Below are 17,989 nucleotides of genomic sequence, written 5' to 3'. Positions count from 1 at the left end.
GAAAAACTATGGTGTGTGCCACCTTGCCGACGGCCGGAAGCCTCGCACGCCGCGGGGCCGTCGGGCCGGGCATTGTACCGGCCAAAGGTCCAGGGTCCATGACCGCGGCGGATGGCGGGGGGCGCGACCAAACCCACCGGGGAACCGGTACAATCGCGCGCCCCGATCCGACCTCTCCCGAGAACCGCGCCATGTCCGAAACCTCCTGGTTCACCGAGCAGCACGAGCATTCCGGCTCGTCCATCGGTTTCCGCGTGAAACAGAAGCTGCATTCGGAAAAGACGCCGTTCCAGACCATCGAGATCTACGAGACGACCGACTGGGGCAACCTGATGGTCATCGACGGCTGCATGATGGTGACCAGCCGCGACAATTTCCTTTACCACGAGATGATGTCGCACCCGGCGCTGTTCACGCATGCGCGCGCCAAGCGCGTCGTCATCATCGGCGGCGGCGACTGCGGCACCCTGCGTGAAGTGCTGCGCCACGACGAAGTCGAGAAGGCCGTGCAGGTCGAGATCGACGAGCGCGTCACGCGCCTCGCCGAAAAGTACTTCCCGGAACTGTGCGAAGCCAACGGCGATCCGCGCGCCGAGCTGCTGTTCATCGACGGCATCAAGTACATGGCCGAGTGCGAGCCGGATTCGCTGGATCTCGTCATCGTCGATTCCACCGATCCGGTCGGGCCGGCCGAAGGCCTGTTCAACGCGGCGTTCTATTCCAGCTGCTACAAGGCGCTGCGCCACGGCGGCATCCTCGTGCAGCAGTCCGAATCGCCGCTGGTGCATCTGGACCTGATCAAGTCGATGCGTATGGCGATGAAGAGCGCCGGCTTCCAGGCCGCCAAGACCCTGAGCTTCCCGCAGCCGTGCTATCCGACCGGCTGGTGGAGCTGCACCATGGTACGCAAGGGTGCCGACCTCGCCGGGTTCCGCGAACGCGGTGCGGCGAGCAAGCAGTTCCCCACGCGCTACTACAACGCCGACATGCATCGTGCCGCACTGGCCCTGCCGGAATTCGTGCGCGAAGCGCTAGGCGAATAGCCAGGGAAGATCAGAAAAGGGTGGAGAGGAGTGGGAAACGAGTGAGCGATCGGCCGCACCGCTGCTCTCACTGTGTTCTCACTCCTCTCCACTGTTTCTTCGTCAAGCCGTGAGCGTCTTCGCCGCCTTTGCGTTTGTTCTGCTGCTGATGGCGCTGGGCCGCCTGCTGTCCTGGCGCCGGCTCGTGCCCGACAGCGCGCCGGATGCGCTCAACATCGTCGTGCTCTATGTCTACATGCCGGCGGCGATACTGCTGCAGGTGCCCAAGCTGCAGCTCACCGGCGCAACGCTCGGCGTGGCGCTGGTGCCCTGGATGCTGCTGGCAGCGAGCACGCTGCTCGTACTCGGCGCCGCGCGCCTGCTGAACCTGCAACGGCCGGACACGGCAGTGCTGCTGCTCGAAGTGCCGCTTGGCAATACCTCGTTCCTCGGCTATGCGCTGATTCCCGTGCTCGCCAGCCCGGAGGCGATGCCGTTTGCCGTGCTGTTCGATCAGTTCGGCAGTTTCCTGATCCTGTCCACGTTCGGACTGACCGTGATCGCGATCTACTCCGGCGGCGCGCGACCGACGCCGGCCGTGGTGCTCCGGCGCGTCGTGAGTTTTCCGCCGTTCCTCGCGCTGGTGTTCGCGCTGACCCTCATGCCGGCCGAACCGCCGCGCGAAATCGCCGACGTGCTGCAGCAGCTGGCCTCTGCGATGCTGCCGATGGTCGGCATCGCACTGGGTATGCAACTGCGGCTGCGCCTGCCGCGTGCGCAACTGCTGCCGCTGGGACTGGGCCTCGCCGGCAAGCTTGTGCTGATGCCGGCGCTGGCCTGGGCACTGTGCCTGCTGCTGGATTTCGAACCGGCCGCGCGCTCCGCCGTCGTGCTCGAAGCGGCGATGCCGCCGATGATCACGGCCGCCGCACTCGCGGCGATGGCGCGTCTGGCGCCGGAGCTGGGCTCGGCCCTGGTCGGCTACGGCGTCGTGCTGTCGATGCTGAGCCTGCCTTTCTGGCGCTGGTGGCTGGGCTATTGAGTGCAGCGCGCCTGGCGGGCGGCGCAGTGTGGAAACGCGATCAGGTCAGCGCCGCGCGGTATTGCCGGGTGAGCGCTGCGGCACAGGCGGCCGGATCATGATGGCGCCGCAGATAGGCGCGGCCGTTGGCGACGAGCTGCGCGCGCAGCGCCGCGTCGGCCTGGAGGCTTCGCACTGCCTCGACGAAGGCTTCGGCGTTGTCGGCGATCAGCAGTTCGCGGCCGGATGCGACGACGAGCCCCGCCGCGGCCACGCGCGTGGCGACGACCGGCAGCCCGCGCGCCCAGGCTTCGAGGATGCGCATGCGGATGCCTGAGCCGGTAAGCAACGGCACCGCGGCGATCGCGCCTTCGGGAAACGCGGCAGCGGAGTCCGCCGGTGCGGCGTGCGCGACGACGTCGCGCCGCGATGGAATTCCTCCGCCGAAGACATGCAGGCGCACGCCGGCGTTGCCGCGCAGACGTGGGGCGACGCTGGCGAGGAACCAGTCCAGTCCCTGCCGGTTCGGCCACCAGCCTGTGCTGCCGGCAAGGACCAGCGCGGGTTCGCCGGCGACGCTCGGCCCCGCCGGAAGTTGCGACGGATACGGCGGAGCGACGGCGCTGATGTTCGCCGCGGCCTGAGGCGCGATCGTGCGCAGCGCCGCGGCGTCGTCGTCGGTCAGCGTCAGCGTGGCGGCGACGCGCCGCAGCAGCCGCGCCTCGGCCGCGCGCAGGCGGCGTGACTCGAACGCCAACAGCGGCAGCAGTGGACGTGCTCGCGCGAGCTGCTGCCATAGCGACGATTCCACATTTTGCATACGCAACACGACGCGCGTCCCTGTGTTGAACGCGGCGTCGCAGTTGCCGAGCGCCTGCAACTGCTCGGCGTGCACGATGTCCGGGCGCCACTCGGCGATGCGTACGGCCACCGCTGTGGCGATCGCCGCATGGCGGTGCCGCGCGAGGCTCAGCGCCGAGCCCTCGCGCGCGGCGCGCCACGCCGCCGCGGCCCAGCCGCGCGGACGCAGCGGGATCAGCTGTGGCGTGCAGACCGTCCGCAAGTGGGCGAGGGCCTCAGGGTCTGCGGCGGCGGCATCCACCGGCGCGATCAGGTGCAGCGCGTGGCCGGCCGTGGCCAGGGCCTGCAGCGTCAGCCACAGCACGAGGCGTCCGCCGTCGTGTGGTGGCCAGGGCGGCTTGGTCGCGACCACGAGGATTTTCATGCGCGCCGAGTGTCCTGTCTCGTCATTGCGTTTAAGAAATTCCGGGTGGTCAAGACGCCGGGATTATTTGATGGCAATGGTGGGACCGGACACCAGTGTAGAGCCTGATCGCGCGCGGCTGGCGTCGACAGGCACCGGGCCGCGACCGCAGAATGCCTGCCTCATGCGCGTCCTGTTCATCTCCCAGCGGCTGCCGGCGCACGCCGCGCGCGGCGACCAGTGCCGCGCATTCGCGCAGATCCGCGCGCTGTCGGCGCGCCATGCGATCACCTCGCTGAGTTTCGATGCCGCCGATGCGGCCGGCCGCGCCGCGCTGGCGCCGTATTGCGAGCACGTCATCGTCGCGCCGCGCGCGCGCCTGCGCAGCGGCTTGCGCGCGATCGCGGCGTTGGCCGGCTCGCGGCCGCTGCAGGTCGCGATGAACGACGGCATCGCTGCGGGCCTGGACCTGGCCGCGCTGTGCGATTTGGGCTTTGACCTGGCTCATGTGCAGCTCGTGCGTCTCGCCGGACTGCTGCCTGCGCTGGCACCGCTGCCGTGCGTCGTGGATTTCGTCGACGCGCTGTCGCTGAACATGGCGCGGCGCGCGCAGTGGGACCGTACACCGCTGCGCTGGATCGCGGCGCTGGAAGCGCGCCGCCTCGCCGCCTGCGAGCGTGAACTGTGCACGCGGCACGCGACCGTCGTGTGTTCCGCGGCCGACCGGGCCGCGATCCGTGAGGATGCGTTCGCGCCGCGGCTCGTGCGCAACGGCGTGGACCTCGACGAATTCGCGTTCACGGCAGGACAGGAGCGCGCGCCGGAAATCGTCTTCGCCGGCAATCTTGGCTATTTTCCCAATGTGGACGCGGCATGCTGGTTCGCCACCGAGGTGATGCCGCTGCTGCTGCGCGAAATGCCCCAGCTGCGCCTGCGCCTGGTCGGTGCGCGGCCGGCAGCAGTGCTGCGGCGTCTGGCGCGGACGCAGCCGAACGTCGACCTCATCGGGGAGGTGCCGCGGATGCAGCCGCATCTGGCTCGCGCGGCGGCCGCCGTCGTGCCGCTGCGCGCGGGCTCCGGTCAGCAGTTCAAGCTGCTCGAGGCGATGGCTGCGGGCACGCCGGTGGTCAGCTCGCGCCTGTCGGCGCAGAGCATCCAGGCGATCGACGGCCGACACCTGCTGGTGGCCGACGACGCGGCGGCGATGAGCGCCGCGCTGCTGCGCCTGCTGTCGTCGCCGGCACTGGCACAGGCGCTGTCGCGGGAAGCGCGGCGACATGTCGAGACGGAATTCTCCTGGTTGCGTTCGGCCCAGGAGCTGGAATCGGTATGGCAGGCGGTCGCGACCCGCTGACCCGCACGGACGGCGGGGCGGCAACGGGCTTTGCCGTGGCTGCCCCCGAAAGGAACCGTTTCGCCCGAATGAAAAAGCTACTTTGTCGAACGGGTCGCACCCAGCGGCGGCGGCGCGCTGAGCTGTCCCGCACGCAGTTGCGCGTCGAGCTGCTCGACCTGGCGCTGGAAGTCGTCGCGCATAGCCTTGGGCAGGGTCGCTATCGCCTGCGGGCTGGCCCAGGCCGTGCGCAGGTAGGCCGCGTTCGCGCCGGCTTCGTCGCCGAGCGTGGTGCGGGCACGGCCGAGATTGATCGTGAATTCGGGGCGTTCTCCGGCGGCGATCGCGGCGTCGAGCAGGGTCACGGCGTTCGCGCCGCGGCGGGTCATGATCAGCGCGATCGACTGCGTCAGTACGGCGCGTGGATCGCCGGGCAGCGCGGTGGCGGCTTGGGCGGCCAGCGTTTCGGCCAGGGCGACCTGGCGCAGCGCGGCACTGTCGGTGCCCGCCACACCGGAGCGCGCGGCCGATTGGCTCATGCGCAGTGCCTGATCAATGCGGAAGTTTGCGTCGTTCAACCGCCACTCGGCCTGGTAGCGCGGAAACTCGGGCCACAGCGCCAGTGAAAGCAACTCGACGACGAACAGGCGCCTGAGAACCTTCATGCGGCGTCCGCCGGGGTGGTCGCGAGCAGTCGCCACGCGCGGCCGCAGGCCAGCAGCAGCACGATCGCGGTGAACGGGATCTGCAGTGGAAACCAGGCCAGCGCAGCGACCGCACCGGCCACGATTACCGCGAGCATCATCTGTGCTTCCACCCTTGTACGTGCTGGAGTGCCATCGCGCGCGAGGCGCAGCAGGCCGCTCAACAGCCAGCCCAGCGCGGCCAGTATCGCCAAGAGCGCCGGCAAGCCTGCCTCGGCCGCCATCTGCAGGTATTCCTGGTGCGCCTGCACGAATGTGGTGGCCGGTTGCGGCGGCGGAAGACGCCGCCGCAACTCGATTTCCGCGGAGAAGCGCTGCACCTGCGACTGTTTGGCGTAGCTGCCCGGTCCGTAGCCGGTCCAGGGTTTCGTCGCGATCATTTCCACGGCCGCGGCCCAGGCGCCGAGGCGGTAGGTGGTCAGTTGCTGCCAGGTCTCGACACCGACCGGCACGCGCGCCCAGGTCTGCGTGCGCAGCGCCGGTACGGCGGCGCAGACGCCCAGCAGCAGCGCGAGCGCCGCACCGGCTGGAGGCAACCAGCGCAGCGTACGCCAGCGCAGGCTGGCCAGCACCGTCGCCGCGGCGAACACCGCGACCAGACTCGTCCGCTGCCGGTTCGCCAATATCACCACGAGTCCGAGTGCGAGCAACGCCCAGCCGGCCCAGCGGCCGCGCGCGGTCGAGGCCGACAGCCCCAGCGCGAGACCAGCCGCCGCCATCAGCGCGCAACTCAGCGCGACATAGGCCTCGTTGCCAAGCAGCGCGCCGGTCGGATAGCGGCCGCCGGGCTGGCTGGCCGCCAACGGCAGATCCAGGCCCGCCCACTGCAGCAGGGAAATCGCCGCATTGACCGCCGCGGCCACCAGTACAGCCGTCAGCACGCGCCGGCCGCCGTCGCCATCGAGCGCGCACGACGCGCCGAGCGGCACGAACAGGGCGAACAGCAGCTGCACGCGCAGGGTCGATGCGCTGGCGGCGGGCAGTTGCGCCATGAGCGTCGCGAGCAGCAGTCCGGCCAGCGCCGCCAGCGCCGCGAGCAAGGCCAGACGCGGGGTGCGTGTCGGCGTGTGGCGGCGGCGTACCAGGTTGGCTAGCGCAGCGAAATCGGCATGCCACAGCAGCGCCGCAGCCGCCACGGCCACGGCGGCCAGTGCAATCAGGCGTTTGGGGGCGTCGAATCCGGCCTGAGCAAACGGATCCACGAGCCACGCCGTGCCGAGCAGCGCGACGATCAAACTGGCAACGATGACGCGTTCGCGACCGCGCGGCAGCGCCGCGGCGCGGTCGTCGAGCGCATGGGCCTGCGCCGCCCGGCTGAACATCAGCGCGGTTCCGCGCCCGCGGGCCGCAGGCGCCATGCGCGGAAACCGCCATTGCCGCGGCAGGGCGCCGTATCGCCGATGCTGCCTTCGCCCGCGTAGGCGACGATCAATTCCAGGTTGCCGTCGGCGTCGATGTCGGCGAGCTGCGCGTCGAAAGCCTTGCAGCCCTGCATCGCCTCGAGCGGCGCCAGGCTCAGGTCGCGGCTGAAGCCGCGGCGTGCGCCGGCGAAGGTCAGGACCTCGCCGTCTTCGCGCACGGCGACGAGATCATCGCGGGCGTCACGGTTGATGTCGCCGATGGCCAGGGCGACGATGCTGTTGCGCGACACCGCGCTCCACAGCGCGAGCGGGATCTCCTTGGCGCCGCCTGCCTCGCGCACCATCTGCAGCAAAATACAGAACTGCGTGTTTTCCACGGCGCGCGCGGCGGCGACGGCCTCGTCGCTGCCGTCGCCGTCGAAATCATGCAGCGCGACCGCGGTCACCGCCGCAGCGAGCGGCACCGAGCGCAGTTCACGCGCCCGATACAGGTTGCCGTCGCCCTTTTGAAGCAGCAGCCGGTTGCCGGCGACACTGGTGCCGAGCAGCGCGTCGGGATTGCCGTCGCCGTCGATGTCGCCCACGGCGATCGCGTCGCCGAAGCTGTTGAGTGCCTGCTCGGGCTTGGCGAGGTCCCACAGGCCATCGCGGTTGAACCACAGGCCGAGCGCGGTCGTGACGCCGCCGCCGCCAAGGCGGGACGGGCCTTCGTTGAGCGCGAGCAGATCGGGCTTGCCGTCGCGATTCCAGTCGGTCACGGCCAGCGCGCGCGAGGTGAAGACCGGTTCGAGCACCGATTCTGCCGGCAGGCGCAGCAGCAGGCCCCGGTTCCACGGCGCGTAGTGGCCGCCGCCTTCATTGATCAGCACAGTCAGCCCGCGCAGATGCGCGCTCAGGGCGATGTCCAGGCGGCCGTCGCGGTTGAAGTCGGCGGCCTTTGCGTCGCCGTAGTCGTACGGCAACGGTGGGAAATGTGCCTCTTTCCACTCCTGGAAGCGGCCCTGTCCGTCGCCGAGGAAGATGACGGGTTGCGCGCGTCCCTTGCGCGCCGGGCCGGACAGCAGATCCAGCCGGCCATCGCCGTTCATGTCGGCCAAGCCGAAGCCGTCGCGCCACTGACCGCTGGCAGGCAGGCCGGTGTCGATGGCGGTCGCGGCGAAGCGCTGCGTCGGGCGCAGCTTTACCGGGCCGCACGCGGACTGGGCGTCCCGTGCGCGCGCCGCCGCTTCGGGCGGCAGCGCGGTCCGCGGCGGCTGTGAGCTGCACGCCGCCGCCAGCAGGCAGATGATCAGGGCGCCGCCGGCGTAGGTTGCGCGCAGCGTACCGGCCGATCCGGGTCGGTGTTGGCTCGAAGGGCCATGACGGCCCGGATTGCCTGCCTGATTCACGCCGTCGTCCACCGTCAAAGTATCGATGGTAACCGCAGCTCTGCATCCGTGGCGCGCGGTGCCGTAGCAAAAAAAACCCCGGCAGCGCCGGGGTTTTTCAGGAACACATAACGATCAGGCGCGTCGCAAGGCGTACCCGGCGCAGCTGCCCAGCACCAGCAGCAACAGCAGCAGGCTCCAGGTCGACAAGGCCGGCACCGGCACGATGGACACCGCCCCGTTAATCGTGAGCGGGTAGGCGCGGTTGCCGGTGAACCCGTTCGCGTCGGTCGCCGTGACCGTGAAGTTGTACAGGCCACTCGCCGTCGGCGTACCGCTGATCACGCCACTCGCGCTCAGGCTCAGGCCCGGCGGCAACGCACCCACGCTGACCGCGAAGGTGTACGGCGACAGGCCGCCCGACGCGCTGACGTTGGCCGAGTAGAGCTGGCCGACCGTGCCGTTGGGCAGCGTGGGCGGATTGACGACGATGGTGACGCCCACGCCGGTCGGCGAGAACTCGACGTCGTCCCAGGCACTGGCGCAGCTCGTGTCGGCCGGGAAGTCGATGAAGCCGTCGCCGTCATTGTCGATACCGTCGCTGCAGGCGCGCGTCGGCGCGTTGGACAGTTCGTTGAGATCGGCCGGGCTGGCACAACCCGGGTCGGCCGCATCGGCGAGGCCGTCGAAGTCGTTGTCCAGAGTGTCCGAGCAGTCCGGGCCTTCGAAATTGTCGTTGGCCGCGGTGCAGGTCGGTGCGGCCGGGAAATCGATCAGGCCGTCGGCGTCGTTGTCGATGCCGTCGCTGCACTGCGCCGGGTTGGTTTCGCTGGTATCGGGGAACCCGGTGCAGCCCGGATCGGCCGGGAAATCGATCAGGCTGTCGCCGTCATTGTCGAAACCGTCGCTGCACTGCGTGTTCTCACTATTCGACTGGGCATTGAGACAGCTGTTGTCGGCCGGGAAGTCGATCTGGCCGTCGCCGTCGTTGTCGATGCCGTCACTGCACTGCGGGCTGGCTTCGCTGTTGTCGTTCAGATCGGTACAGCCCGAATCGGCCGGAAAGTCGATGAGGCTGTCGCCGTCGTTATCGATGCCGTCACGGCACTGCGGGTCGGTTTCGTTGCCGTCGTTGGGTGCGGTGCAGCCCGGGTCGGCCGGGAAGTCGATCAGGCCGTCGCCGTCGTTGTCGACGCCGTCGTCGCACTGGCCGAAGTTCTCGGTGTTGTCGTTCGGGAAGAAGCACTGCGGATCGGCGGGGAAGTCGATCAGGCCGTCGCCGTCGTTGTCGACCGCGTCGTCGCAGGCGGCGATGAAGCCCTCGGACTGGTCGTGCGGGGTCGAGCACTCCGGGTCGGTCGGGAAGTCGATGAAGGTGTCGCCGTCATTGTCGACACCGTCGCTGCATTGAGGTGCTTCGAGCGCGTCGTCGGCGCTGCGACAGCCCGGATCGGCCGGAAAGTCGATCAGGCCGTCGCCGTCGTTGTCGAGGCCGTCGCTGCATTCGATCGGGGTGATCGGCAGGTTGAAGGTTTCGTTTTTCGCGTGCGGCCAGGCGGCAGCCTGGGCCAGGTCCCCGTACAGCGACGTGGAAATGTGGCTGACGAAGGAATGATTCGGCGCAGTCTGACCATCGCCGGTCAGCGACAGGTTGTAGCTGACGAAGCCCCGGACGTACGGGATGCTGGTCTGCGTCGGGTCGTCCAGACGGATCGACTGGGTTGCCAGTGGCAGCCGCGTGGCATACCCGGCGACCGAGACCTGTTCCTGCTCGTCGAACGCGAGGATGCCGCCGCTCGGTATGGCGGGCGGCGGCGAGCCGCAGGCGAACGGCGCCACGTTGCCCGGATCGCGCCAGACCTGTGCCGTCGTGCGGAACAGCACGTCGGTAAACGAGTAGCGGCCTTCCCAGCCCGTGGGCAGCCCTTCGCGGTTGTCCGCGCCGCTGGTGCCGATGCGGCGGGCGTAGAAGGTGTAGTCGCCGGCGCCGTTGGTGGCCGCGTCGGTGGCGCTGGCTTCGATATGCACCAGTGCATCGCCGTAGGCGAACGACTGGGCTACGTTGGACACCGAGGACTGGCCCCAGAGCACATTGTCGTTGCGCGCGATTCCCGTGCCGCCGGCGACGAAGTAGCCCGCGTCGCCAGGGACCAGGGTGGAGCACGAGCCGACCACGTCGATGGTGACGTAGCCGCGCGACAGCGTGTCACCGTGCGGCGTACTGGCGCACTGGCCCCCGAGCAGGCTCGACGGCTGGCCCTGATGCGCGGCGATCAGGCCGCTGAGCTGTGTGGCGTTCAGCGCTGCCGGCGGCAGCGTCGCGGCGCAGGTCGCGAAACCGCCAGGCGTCGACGCGGGCAGCGTGCCGGTCGCGAACAGCTGGCTCAGGTCGATCTCGGTGATGCCGTAGCCGTCGATGCGGACGTCGAAGTTGTAGGTCGGAACGCCGCGATCGCTCCACAGCGTGACATGGGCGAGCGTTTCGGTCGCCGCGCGATTACCGACGTTGAGCACGGTCCGCGTGCCTGTCGGATTGGCCGCGTCGACCTCGAAATACGGCAGCAGCAGCGTCGCTGCGGGAACGTTGTCCAGCGCTGTGATGGTGGCGTGGGCCGGCGCGAGGGCGCTCAGCAACAGGGCCGCGCCCAGGCCGAGCAGGGAAGTGCACTTTTTCATGATTCTGTGCTCCAGGCTCAGGGAACGGACGGATTGCCGGCGGTCGCCGCGTTGCCGAGCTGTATGCCCGGCACCAGATAGCGCGGGCCGTTCGCCGGGATGGCCTGGGGTGCCGAGCGGAAGCTCAGCCACGACTGGCGGATGGCGCCGTAGGGCCCGCTGGGTGCGCTCAGGTTGAGGTTGGCGAACAGCCAGCCGAGCGGCTCCGTGATCGGCAAGGTCGCGCCGGCCGCGGTGCCCGAGACGAACGCGAACGGATTGCCCGCCGGTGTGGCGGTGATGTTGCCGGTGATATTGAACTGGGCCAGCTGTTGCTGGCCGGCCGGCAGGCCGGCGGGGCCGGTGCCGCAGGCAAACGGCGCGAGCGGTACGCCCGGGTCGCGCCAGTAGTCGATATCGGTGCGATTGAGCGTGACGGTGCCGGCCCAGGCGGTCGGTAGCGGCTCGCGATTGTCGATCGCGCCGTGGCCGACCAGTCGACCGTAGAAGCTCTGCTTGTTCGGGCCAGCTGAGGTCAGCGGATCAACTCCGTTGGCTTCGATGGAGACTGCATCGTCGATGAGGTTGCGCCGGTTCGCTGCATCGATGATCGCGTAGTCGCCGCGGATGATGTTGCGGTTGCCGGCAACGCCGCCGCCGCCCGCCGAGAAATAGCCGGGAGAGCCCGGCACGTCCCCGGTGCACTGGTTGGTCACGTCGACGGTCACGTAGCCGCGCGCAATGCCGTCGCTGTAGTTCATCGAACCGCACTGGCCGCCGAAATAGTCGGCATTGGGCTGGCCGCTGTGTGCGCCGACGAGATCGCGGCTCAGGATGCTGCCGCTTTCCTGGCCATTGAGGTAGTTGTTGCAGCTCGCGAAGTTGATGTCCTGCGAGATCGGGCCCTGCGGACTGATCGAGTCGGTCGGATCCTGCCCGTCGCTGGCCGTTCTGGGCAGCCGGCGGCGGAACACCAGGCCGAGGTCAATGACCTGCTGGTCATAGCCGGTCAGGTAGACGTTGAAATTCGCCGTGGGCAGACCGTAGTCGGTCCAGAGCACCACGTTGACCATGGTCGCCGAGGCGCTCGCGTTCTGCACCGTCAGCACGGTGTTGACGCCCTGCGGCGAGCTGGTATCGACCTCGAAATGCGGGAACAGCAGAGTGGATCCGGGCACCGGATCGATGGTGCCGATGACCGCCGTGGCGGTCAGCGAATAAAACGACAGCGCGACAAGCGCGAGAAGACGGGCCAGCATGACTACCCCCGTAGCAACGATTTGAATTTCCCCTGGCAGGCATCCATGAACGGAGGCTGCACGGCGCGAGCATAGCACCGGCAATAAGCCTGTGATCCCCGGGAATTTCCCCATGCGGGTCGCATCGTCGCAAGGCTGTCATGCAGCACCTGTTTTGCGCCGTGCTGTTCATCGTTGTGAAATCGAGGGTGCAATTTAAGCGACACGCTATCGGTGTCACCGGCGACGACTGCCGCAACAAAAAACCGCACGCCGCCTACAAGGCAGACGTGCGGCTCGGTGGTCTACGCCGGTGCCGGCTGCGTCAGCGCAGCAGGTACTGGCTTTTTGCCTAGGTCTACGGGCAGGTCGTGCCCACCACCGAGGTCACGCGTTCCAGCGCGAGTGTGCCCGACGCGGTGAAGGCCGGATCGGTCGAGGTCCAGGCCACGCTGCCGGCGTTGCAGCCGGTAAAGGTGAAGGTCAGCGTGCCCCAGGGCGGATTGGTGATCTGGGTCGGGTCGAAATTCGGCGGGAAGCGGCCGCCACGACTCTTGACGGCCTGCATCTCGATGCGGTTGTCGACGATCTGGCCCACGCCGAGGATCCAGACCTGGTTGCCGTTCGCGTCGAAGGTGAACCAGAACGCCGTGACGGTCGTGTCGTTGACCTTCTCGAGCTGAAAGCCGTGGCCGCTCTGCGCCGGATTGAACCAGTTGCCGCTGACCGCGCTGCCGATCGAGAAGACCGGACCGCCGCCTTCGACCTTGATCTTGCCGGACATGCCGATGCCGCCGGGACCGCCGTGCGCGGTGCAGTAATAGCCGATCTCGCCGGCCGTGTTGAAGGTGATGGTCTGCGACCACTCGCTGGAGCTGGGCGCGCCGCCATTGGGATTGGCCGCGCTGGCGCAGTTCGTCGAGCAGCGGAACGAATCGTCGTCGGCGACGACATTGTGGAAACCGCTCTGGTTGCGGAACGTGACCGTGTCACCGGCCTGGATCGTCAGGTTCGACGGCGTGAAGCCGTTGCCGATGCCACCGACGGTGACAACGTGATTGGCCGCGCTGGCCAGGGTGGAGCCGAGCAACAGGCAGATGCCTGCCGCCATGTGAACAAATCGCCGCTTCATGAGCCTGCCTCCTAGCGAAAACGCCGCGCCGATTGCGCGGTACGTAGGCCGTGAGTGCGGGCTGCGCGAGGAATGGTTGTAGCGATGGGTGAACGGGGTTCAGACTGGTCGACCGGCGCCTGCGGAGCTCGCCCACGTCCGGCGCGCAGCAATCAGCTTGCGCGAGCGATCTCACATTTCCCGAGTCGGCCGCCTACGCGATCGACTCGGCCAACCCACCCTCGATCGCTCTGGCAGGTCGTCTTCGACCGCCGGGCTAGAAACTCCACACCAGCGTGGTCACCCAGCGTGTGCGCTCCTTCGAGCCGATGCTGTATTGCAGCGCCGCAGGCGTTGCCCACAGCAGCGCCGAGTACATGTGGACATCGCCGACCCCGTAGCCCAGGCCGACGCTGCCGTAACCGTAGCTGAGGTCGGCGCTCTGCGTGCGCCGCGGATCACCCGGATAGGCCAGCTCGAGCGCGTTCCTGATCCGCGTGTAGCCGATGCCGACATCGGCGGCGAGGCGGCCGCGGATCGGCTGGTGGTAGCTGAGCTCCGCGGCGGCAGCGACATCGGTACCCGCGCCGTTGGCCGTGAAGACGCCCGGCGTGTCCGGCGACAGCGCCAGGCTCAGGCGCCAGCGGCCGCGCCAGCCGACGGCGGCGGTCAATTCGTTGTAATCGAGCTCGTCGCGCCAGACATTCCACGGGGACTCGTAGTGGACGACACCAAGCTTCGCCGACCAGTCCTCGCCCAGTTGCCAGCGCCGATCGAGATACAGCGTGAACTGCGCGCCGCTGGACTGGAACGCCGGCCGCTCCTGCGACGCGCCGATGCCGGCGACCCAGGCGGTGCCGAATCCATAGTGCAGATCGGCCAGCCAGGCCGGCTGACCCGAACTCAGGCTCACGCCGCGGTAGACATTGTCGGTGCCGTAGCCGAGCGCGCCGCCCCATCCCTGGGCAGGTGCCGGCTGCGGCAGCGCCACGAGCCACAGCAGCAGACAACCGGTTGCGCGGCGGAGAGGGCGATCGTCGCGGGTGCCTGCCATGGCGCAGAATCGACCTGAAAAGTGGGTGGGTACGCGAACTTACACCGCGCGAGGCGGCACTGGCTGCGGCCAGGATCACGCCCGGTGCCGCGAGGCCGCCACGGGCACAACCTTTTTGCGCCGGGGCGACACTCAGGTTCCAGGACGCAACGATGCGGAGCCGATGAAATCTATCACCGACGACAGGAACCCGCGCAACGCCGACGTGGCGAGCGATGCCGACGGCGACGCGGTCGAGCAGCTGCTGCTGGCGGCCGTCGGGCGCGGCGACCGCGTCGCGTTCGAGCGCCTGTACCTGCGCCAACACGCGCTGCTTGCTCGCTTCATCGCACGGCATACGGCGCGGCGCGACCTGATCGACGAGATCATCAACGACGCGTTCTGGGTGGTCTGGCGCAAGGCGGCGGAATTCCGCGGCGAGTCCAAGGTCGCGACCTGGATCATCGGCATCGCCTACCGCTGCATGCTCAAGGCGCTGCGCCAGAACGTGCAGTCGGTCGAGCAGGACATCGACGAAGGGTTCGAACTGGCTGGCACCGAATCCGGGGAAGCCGAGCAGCGCGAACTCAGCGACTGGGTACGCCGCGGCCTGGATCTGCTGTCGCCGGAGCAGCGCATGACCCTGGAGCTGGCCTATTACCTCGGCCAGTCCTGCGACGAGATCGCCAGCATCATGAATTGCGCCAACGGCACGGTGAAGGCGCGCCTGTTCCATGCGCGCCTGCGCCTGCGCAACTCGCTGCCCGCACTCGGCGGCGACGTTGCCGCCAATGCACCCGTAAGGAAATGAACGCATGAACCACGAACCGAATCCGCACCGCGAAACCTGGGACCTGATCCCCTGGATCGTCAACGGCACCGCTACCGCGGCGCAATGCGACAGCGTCGAGCAGCATCTGCGCGAATGCGCCGACTGCCGCGACGAACTCGCACAGCAGCAGCAGTTCAAGAGCGGCATGCAGGCCGCTGCGACCGGCGCGTACGATCCGCAGCCGGGATTGCAGCGGCTGTTAGCGCGCATCGATGCCGAGTCGTCCGTCCTGGACAGCGGCCGTCCGGCATCGATGCGCGGCGGGCGCTGGACCCCGTGGCTGGCCGCGGCCGTGATCGTGCAGGCCGTCGGCCTGGCCCTGCTAGTCGGGATGATGTGGGGCAGGCCCGCGCCGGAACTTGCAGCACAGCCGGTGGCGGATACGGGCTACCGCACCCTGACCAGCGCGACCGCGCAACGTGGCGCAACGATCCGTCTGGTCGTCGGTCCGGATACCTCCCTGGCCGCGCTGCGCCGCCTGCTCGGCGAGGCGCGGCTGCAGATCGTCGAAAGCACCGCCGACAACGTCGCGTTCGGTCTGGCGCCGATCGATGTTTCCTTGTCCACCAGCGAAGACCGGACTGCGCGTTCCGTCGCGTGGCTGCGCGACCAGCCCGGGGTACTGCTCGCCGAGCCCATCGCCCGTCCGCCCGGCACGGGGCGCTGATCCCGTGCCAGCCTTCCTGCCAGCACGTGGAGTTCTGCGCAGCGCGGCGCTGCTGCTCGCCCTGGGTCTCGGCGCCGGGCCGGTCGCGGCCGACGATCCGGACTGGGCGGCGGGCTACGACGCCGCGCAGATGATCGTCGTCGCCGTGGCCAACAAGCCGGATCCGCAGCCATCCGCCGGCGCCACGCCGCGCGGCTATGACGCGCTGCCGAACTATGCCGGCGGCGACCGCGCGGTCGTGACCGCGGCCAACCTGTCGAGCGACTACCACCTGCGCGAAGTGTCCGCCTGGGTGATAGCGCCGCTGCGCCTGCGCTGCATGGTGTTTGCACTGCCGCCGTCGGCCGACCGGGCGGCCGTAATCGCGCAGCTCAAGGGCGACCGGCGCGTACGCATCGCGCAGCCGCTGCAGGAGTTCGAAACCTTCGGCGACGGCGCGGGTGGCGCCGGCGGCCCTGCACTGCCCGCAGCGGGCGCAGCCGATGCGGTCTACAACGATCCCTACGTCGGCCTGCAGCATAATTTCTCCATCATCGCCGCGGCCGGCGCGCAGCGCACGACGCGCGGCGACGGCGTGCGCATCGCGCTGATCGACGCGGGTGTGGACACGACCCATCCGGATCTCGACGGCCGCATCGCGCAGCAGCGCGACTTCGTCGGCACCGCACCGCAGAACGTTGCCGAGCGGCATGGCACCGAAGTCGCCGGCGTGATCGCGGCGGTGGCCAACAACAAGCTCGGCATCGTCGGCATCGCGCCCGCGGCACAGCTGCTCGCCTACCGCGCGTGCTGGACCCTGCCGGCGCAGCCTGCCAGCGCGCGCTGCAATTCGTATACATTGGCACTCGCGCTCGGCGCGGCGCTGGCCTCCGATGCGCACATCATCAATCTGAGCCTCGGCGGCCCCGCCGACCCGCTGCTCGAGGAACTGCTCGCGTATGCGCTCGCCCGCGGCACCATCGTCGTCGGCGCGGTGCCGCCGGACCGGCGCCTCGACGGCTTTCCGGTCGGTGTGCCCGGCGTGATCGCGGTCGCGTCGGCCGAAGATGTGCAGGCCGAGGGCGCTACCGCGGCGGCCGGTGTGCTGCGCGCGCCCGGGCGCGACATTCTTACGCTGGAACCCGGCGGTCACTATGACTATGCCTCGGGCAGCTCGCTCGCGACCGCCCATGTGACCGGTGCGCTGGCGTTGCTGCTCGCGTTGAAACCCGGCGAATCGGCCGCGGAACTCGCTGCGCTGCTGCGGCGCAGCCAGGGCGAGGCCGGCGCGTCCATCGACATCTGCAGCGCCGTCGCGGGGCTGAGCGGCGCGACGACGGCCTGCGGCCTGCGTGCGGCCGTACCCGCAGCCACGAAGGGGGGCTAGGCATGATGACGCGTGCGGTCACGCTCGCCGGGACCTGGGCAGGCCGCCTCGCGCTGCTCGCGGTGTTGACACTGCCGTCGGTCCACGCGCAGCAGACGCGCGAAGACCTGGCGCGCCAGCTGCCCGGGTCGGATCTGTCCGGCGCACAGGCGCAGCAAAGTGCGCGGCAGTTCCTCGCCGCGCCGGGTTTCGCGCTGGCCCGCGTCGCCGACAACCCGCTCGCTGCCACAGCCACGCCGGTCGGCGAGAAGGTCTGCATCGCCTGCCATCAGCTCGAGAGCGAGCACTTCACGCACACCCTGCATGCGCTGGGTCTGCACGCGGCGGCCAAGGTCGATCCGGCGATACCGGTCTGCGAAACCTGCCACGGGCCGGGTTCTGCGCATGCCCAGGACCCGGCCGGCAAGGGCCTGATCCTCGGCTTCACGCGCGGCTCGGCCACGCCGGTCGCGCAGCAGACCCGGACCTGCCTGACCTGCCACGAAGGCGGCGCGCGAGACCACTGGGCCGGTTCCATCCACCAGCGCAACGATCTGTCGTGCAGCGACTGCCACAACCCGATGGCGAGGTTCTCCGGCGACGGCCTGCTGGCCAGGCGCTCGATCAACGACACCTGCGCGCAATGCCACAACGATGTGCGGATGGAGTTCGGCCGCCGCTCGCATATGCCGTTGGCGGAAGGGCAGATGAGCTGTGTCGACTGCCATAACCCGCACGGCTCGCTGACCGCGCCGCTGCTCAAGACCACGACCGTCAACGAGACCTGCTACCAGTGCCACGCCGAAAAGCGCGGCCCGTTCCTGTTCGAGCATGCGCCGGTGCGGCAGAACTGCCTCACCTGCCATACGCCGCACGGATCCAACCAGCATGCGCTGCTGGTCGCGCCGGTGCCGTTCCTGTGCCAGCAGTGCCACAGCCAGCTCGGTCATCCCAACGATCTGCTGACGCCTGCGTCGCTCGCCAACGGCGCTCATCCCGATGAGCGCCTGATGGGTCGTGCGTGCCTGACCTGCCACGCCCAGATCCACGGCTCCAACGCGCCCTCCGGGCCGAAGTTCCACGAGTAGGGCGGGGA

General features: G+C 69.0%; 16 protein-coding genes. 8 read left to right on the top strand and 8 right to left on the bottom strand.

The genetic code is table 11. The annotated features are described in order from the left end of the window. The first annotated feature begins 191 nt into the window (after positions 1-191). Positions 192-1,043: a polyamine aminopropyltransferase gene (gene speE, locus RUU78_RS17605; protein ID WP_313918771.1), complete on the top strand. Its 852-nt coding sequence runs from the start codon at positions 192-194 to the stop codon at positions 1,041-1,043. A 109-nt stretch (positions 1,044-1,152) separates the two neighbouring features. Continuing rightward, positions 1,153-2,064 (top strand): AEC family transporter, encoded by a 912-nt coding sequence (locus tag RUU78_RS17600; protein ID WP_313918770.1) that lies wholly within the window; start codon positions 1,153-1,155, stop codon positions 2,062-2,064. A gap of 40 nt (positions 2,065-2,104) precedes the next feature. Here the strand turns inward: RUU78_RS17600 and RUU78_RS17595 are convergent, their stop codons facing one another. Further along, positions 2,105-3,268 (bottom strand): glycosyltransferase family 4 protein, encoded by a 1,164-nt coding sequence (locus RUU78_RS17595; RefSeq protein WP_313918769.1) that lies wholly within the window; start codon positions 3,266-3,268, stop codon positions 2,105-2,107. Positions 3,269-3,431: 163 nt separating this feature from the next. Here RUU78_RS17595 and RUU78_RS17590 point away from each other — a divergent pair, with 163 nt between their 5' ends. Further along, a complete protein-coding gene (locus tag RUU78_RS17590; RefSeq protein WP_313918768.1) occupies positions 3,432-4,601 on the top strand; it encodes a glycosyltransferase family 4 protein in 1,170 nt (389 codons plus the stop codon). A gap of 77 nt (positions 4,602-4,678) precedes the next feature. Here RUU78_RS17590 and RUU78_RS17585 read toward each other — a convergent pair whose 3' ends face one another. The 5 genes from RUU78_RS17585 to RUU78_RS17565 form a co-directional block, all read right to left on the bottom strand. Beyond that, positions 4,679-5,245 (bottom strand): hypothetical protein, encoded by a 567-nt coding sequence (locus tag RUU78_RS17585; RefSeq protein ID WP_313918767.1) that lies wholly within the window; start codon positions 5,243-5,245, stop codon positions 4,679-4,681. Then, a complete protein-coding gene (locus RUU78_RS17580) occupies positions 5,242-6,606 on the bottom strand; it encodes an O-antigen ligase family protein (protein ID WP_313918766.1) in 1,365 nt (454 codons plus the stop codon). The genes RUU78_RS17585 and RUU78_RS17580 overlap by 4 nt, the downstream gene beginning before the upstream one ends. Next, a complete protein-coding gene (locus tag RUU78_RS17575) occupies positions 6,606-8,033 on the bottom strand; it encodes a VCBS repeat-containing protein (RefSeq protein ID WP_313918765.1) in 1,428 nt (475 codons plus the stop codon). Before RUU78_RS17575 ends, RUU78_RS17580 begins: the two co-directional genes overlap by 1 nt. Positions 8,034-8,147: 114 nt before the next feature. Then, complete coding sequence (locus tag RUU78_RS17570; protein ID WP_313918764.1) at positions 8,148-10,688, bottom strand: Ig domain-containing protein; 2,541 nt, start codon at positions 10,686-10,688, stop codon at positions 8,148-8,150. 17 nt (positions 10,689-10,705) lie between these two features. Continuing rightward, positions 10,706-11,926 (bottom strand): hypothetical protein, encoded by a 1,221-nt coding sequence (locus RUU78_RS17565; protein WP_313918763.1) that lies wholly within the window; start codon positions 11,924-11,926, stop codon positions 10,706-10,708. A 140-nt stretch (positions 11,927-12,066) separates the two neighbouring features. Between RUU78_RS17565 and RUU78_RS17560 the strand changes: the two genes are divergently transcribed. Then, positions 12,067-12,261, top strand: coding sequence for a hypothetical protein (locus tag RUU78_RS17560; RefSeq protein ID WP_313918762.1), 195 nt, complete (start codon positions 12,067-12,069; stop codon positions 12,259-12,261). A gap of 2 nt (positions 12,262-12,263) precedes the next feature. Here the strand turns inward: RUU78_RS17560 and RUU78_RS17555 are convergent, their stop codons facing one another. Then, positions 12,264-13,037: a plastocyanin/azurin family copper-binding protein gene (locus RUU78_RS17555; protein ID WP_313918761.1), complete on the bottom strand. Its 774-nt coding sequence runs from the start codon at positions 13,035-13,037 to the stop codon at positions 12,264-12,266. Between the two features lie 256 nt (positions 13,038-13,293). Continuing rightward, complete coding sequence (locus RUU78_RS17550; protein ID WP_313918760.1) at positions 13,294-14,070, bottom strand: hypothetical protein; 777 nt, start codon at positions 14,068-14,070, stop codon at positions 13,294-13,296. Positions 14,071-14,233: 163 nt separating this feature from the next. Between RUU78_RS17550 and RUU78_RS17545 the strand changes: the two genes are divergently transcribed. From RUU78_RS17545 to RUU78_RS17530, 4 genes are read left to right on the top strand one after another with little or no spacing between them, the layout of a single operon-like run. Further along, complete coding sequence (locus RUU78_RS17545) at positions 14,234-14,860, top strand: sigma-70 family RNA polymerase sigma factor (RefSeq protein ID WP_313918759.1); 627 nt, start codon at positions 14,234-14,236, stop codon at positions 14,858-14,860. Between the two features lie 4 nt (positions 14,861-14,864). Continuing rightward, positions 14,865-15,548, top strand: a complete 684-nt coding sequence (locus tag RUU78_RS17540) for an anti-sigma factor (protein WP_313918758.1) — start codon at positions 14,865-14,867, stop codon at positions 15,546-15,548. Between the two features lie 4 nt (positions 15,549-15,552). Beyond that, positions 15,553-16,914, top strand: coding sequence for a S8 family serine peptidase (locus tag RUU78_RS17535; RefSeq protein ID WP_313918757.1), 1,362 nt, complete (start codon positions 15,553-15,555; stop codon positions 16,912-16,914). A 2-nt stretch (positions 16,915-16,916) separates the two neighbouring features. Next, a complete protein-coding gene (locus RUU78_RS17530; protein WP_313918756.1) occupies positions 16,917-17,981 on the top strand; it encodes a DmsE family decaheme c-type cytochrome in 1,065 nt (354 codons plus the stop codon). Positions 17,982-17,989 lie beyond the last annotated feature (8 nt).

Origin of the sequence: Tahibacter sp. (assembly GCF_032229445.1) — a bacterium.
Taxonomy (GTDB): Bacteria; Pseudomonadota; Gammaproteobacteria; order Xanthomonadales; family Rhodanobacteraceae; genus Tahibacter.
This window is presented reverse-complemented; position numbering and strand designations above follow the sequence as displayed.

Bases quoted from the DNA above. Each gene is read 5' to 3' on its own strand.
- speE (WP_313918771.1), top strand. From the start codon at position 192: ATGTCCGAAACCTCCTGGTTCACCGAGCAGCACGAGCATTCCGGCTCG.
- RUU78_RS17595 (WP_313918769.1), bottom strand. From the start codon at position 3,268: ATGAAAATCCTCGTGGTCGCGACCAAGCCGCCCTGGCCACCACACGAC.
- RUU78_RS17590 (WP_313918768.1), top strand. From the start codon at position 3,432: ATGCGCGTCCTGTTCATCTCCCAGCGGCTGCCGGCGCACGCCGCGCGC.
- RUU78_RS17585 (WP_313918767.1), bottom strand. From the start codon at position 5,245: ATGAAGGTTCTCAGGCGCCTGTTCGTCGTCGAGTTGCTTTCACTGGCG.
- RUU78_RS17580 (WP_313918766.1), bottom strand. From the start codon at position 6,606: ATGTTCAGCCGGGCGGCGCAGGCCCATGCGCTCGACGACCGCGCCGCG.
- RUU78_RS17570 (WP_313918764.1), bottom strand. From the start codon at position 10,688: ATGAAAAAGTGCACTTCCCTGCTCGGCCTGGGCGCGGCCCTGTTGCTG.
- RUU78_RS17565 (WP_313918763.1), bottom strand. From the start codon at position 11,926: ATGCTGGCCCGTCTTCTCGCGCTTGTCGCGCTGTCGTTTTATTCGCTG.
- RUU78_RS17560 (WP_313918762.1), top strand. From the start codon at position 12,067: ATGCAGCACCTGTTTTGCGCCGTGCTGTTCATCGTTGTGAAATCGAGG.
- RUU78_RS17555 (WP_313918761.1), bottom strand. From the start codon at position 13,037: ATGAAGCGGCGATTTGTTCACATGGCGGCAGGCATCTGCCTGTTGCTC.
- RUU78_RS17550 (WP_313918760.1), bottom strand. From the start codon at position 14,070: ATGGCAGGCACCCGCGACGATCGCCCTCTCCGCCGCGCAACCGGTTGT.
- RUU78_RS17545 (WP_313918759.1), top strand. From the start codon at position 14,234: ATGAAATCTATCACCGACGACAGGAACCCGCGCAACGCCGACGTGGCG.
- RUU78_RS17540 (WP_313918758.1), top strand. From the start codon at position 14,865: ATGAACCACGAACCGAATCCGCACCGCGAAACCTGGGACCTGATCCCC.
- RUU78_RS17530 (WP_313918756.1), top strand. From the start codon at position 16,917: ATGATGACGCGTGCGGTCACGCTCGCCGGGACCTGGGCAGGCCGCCTC.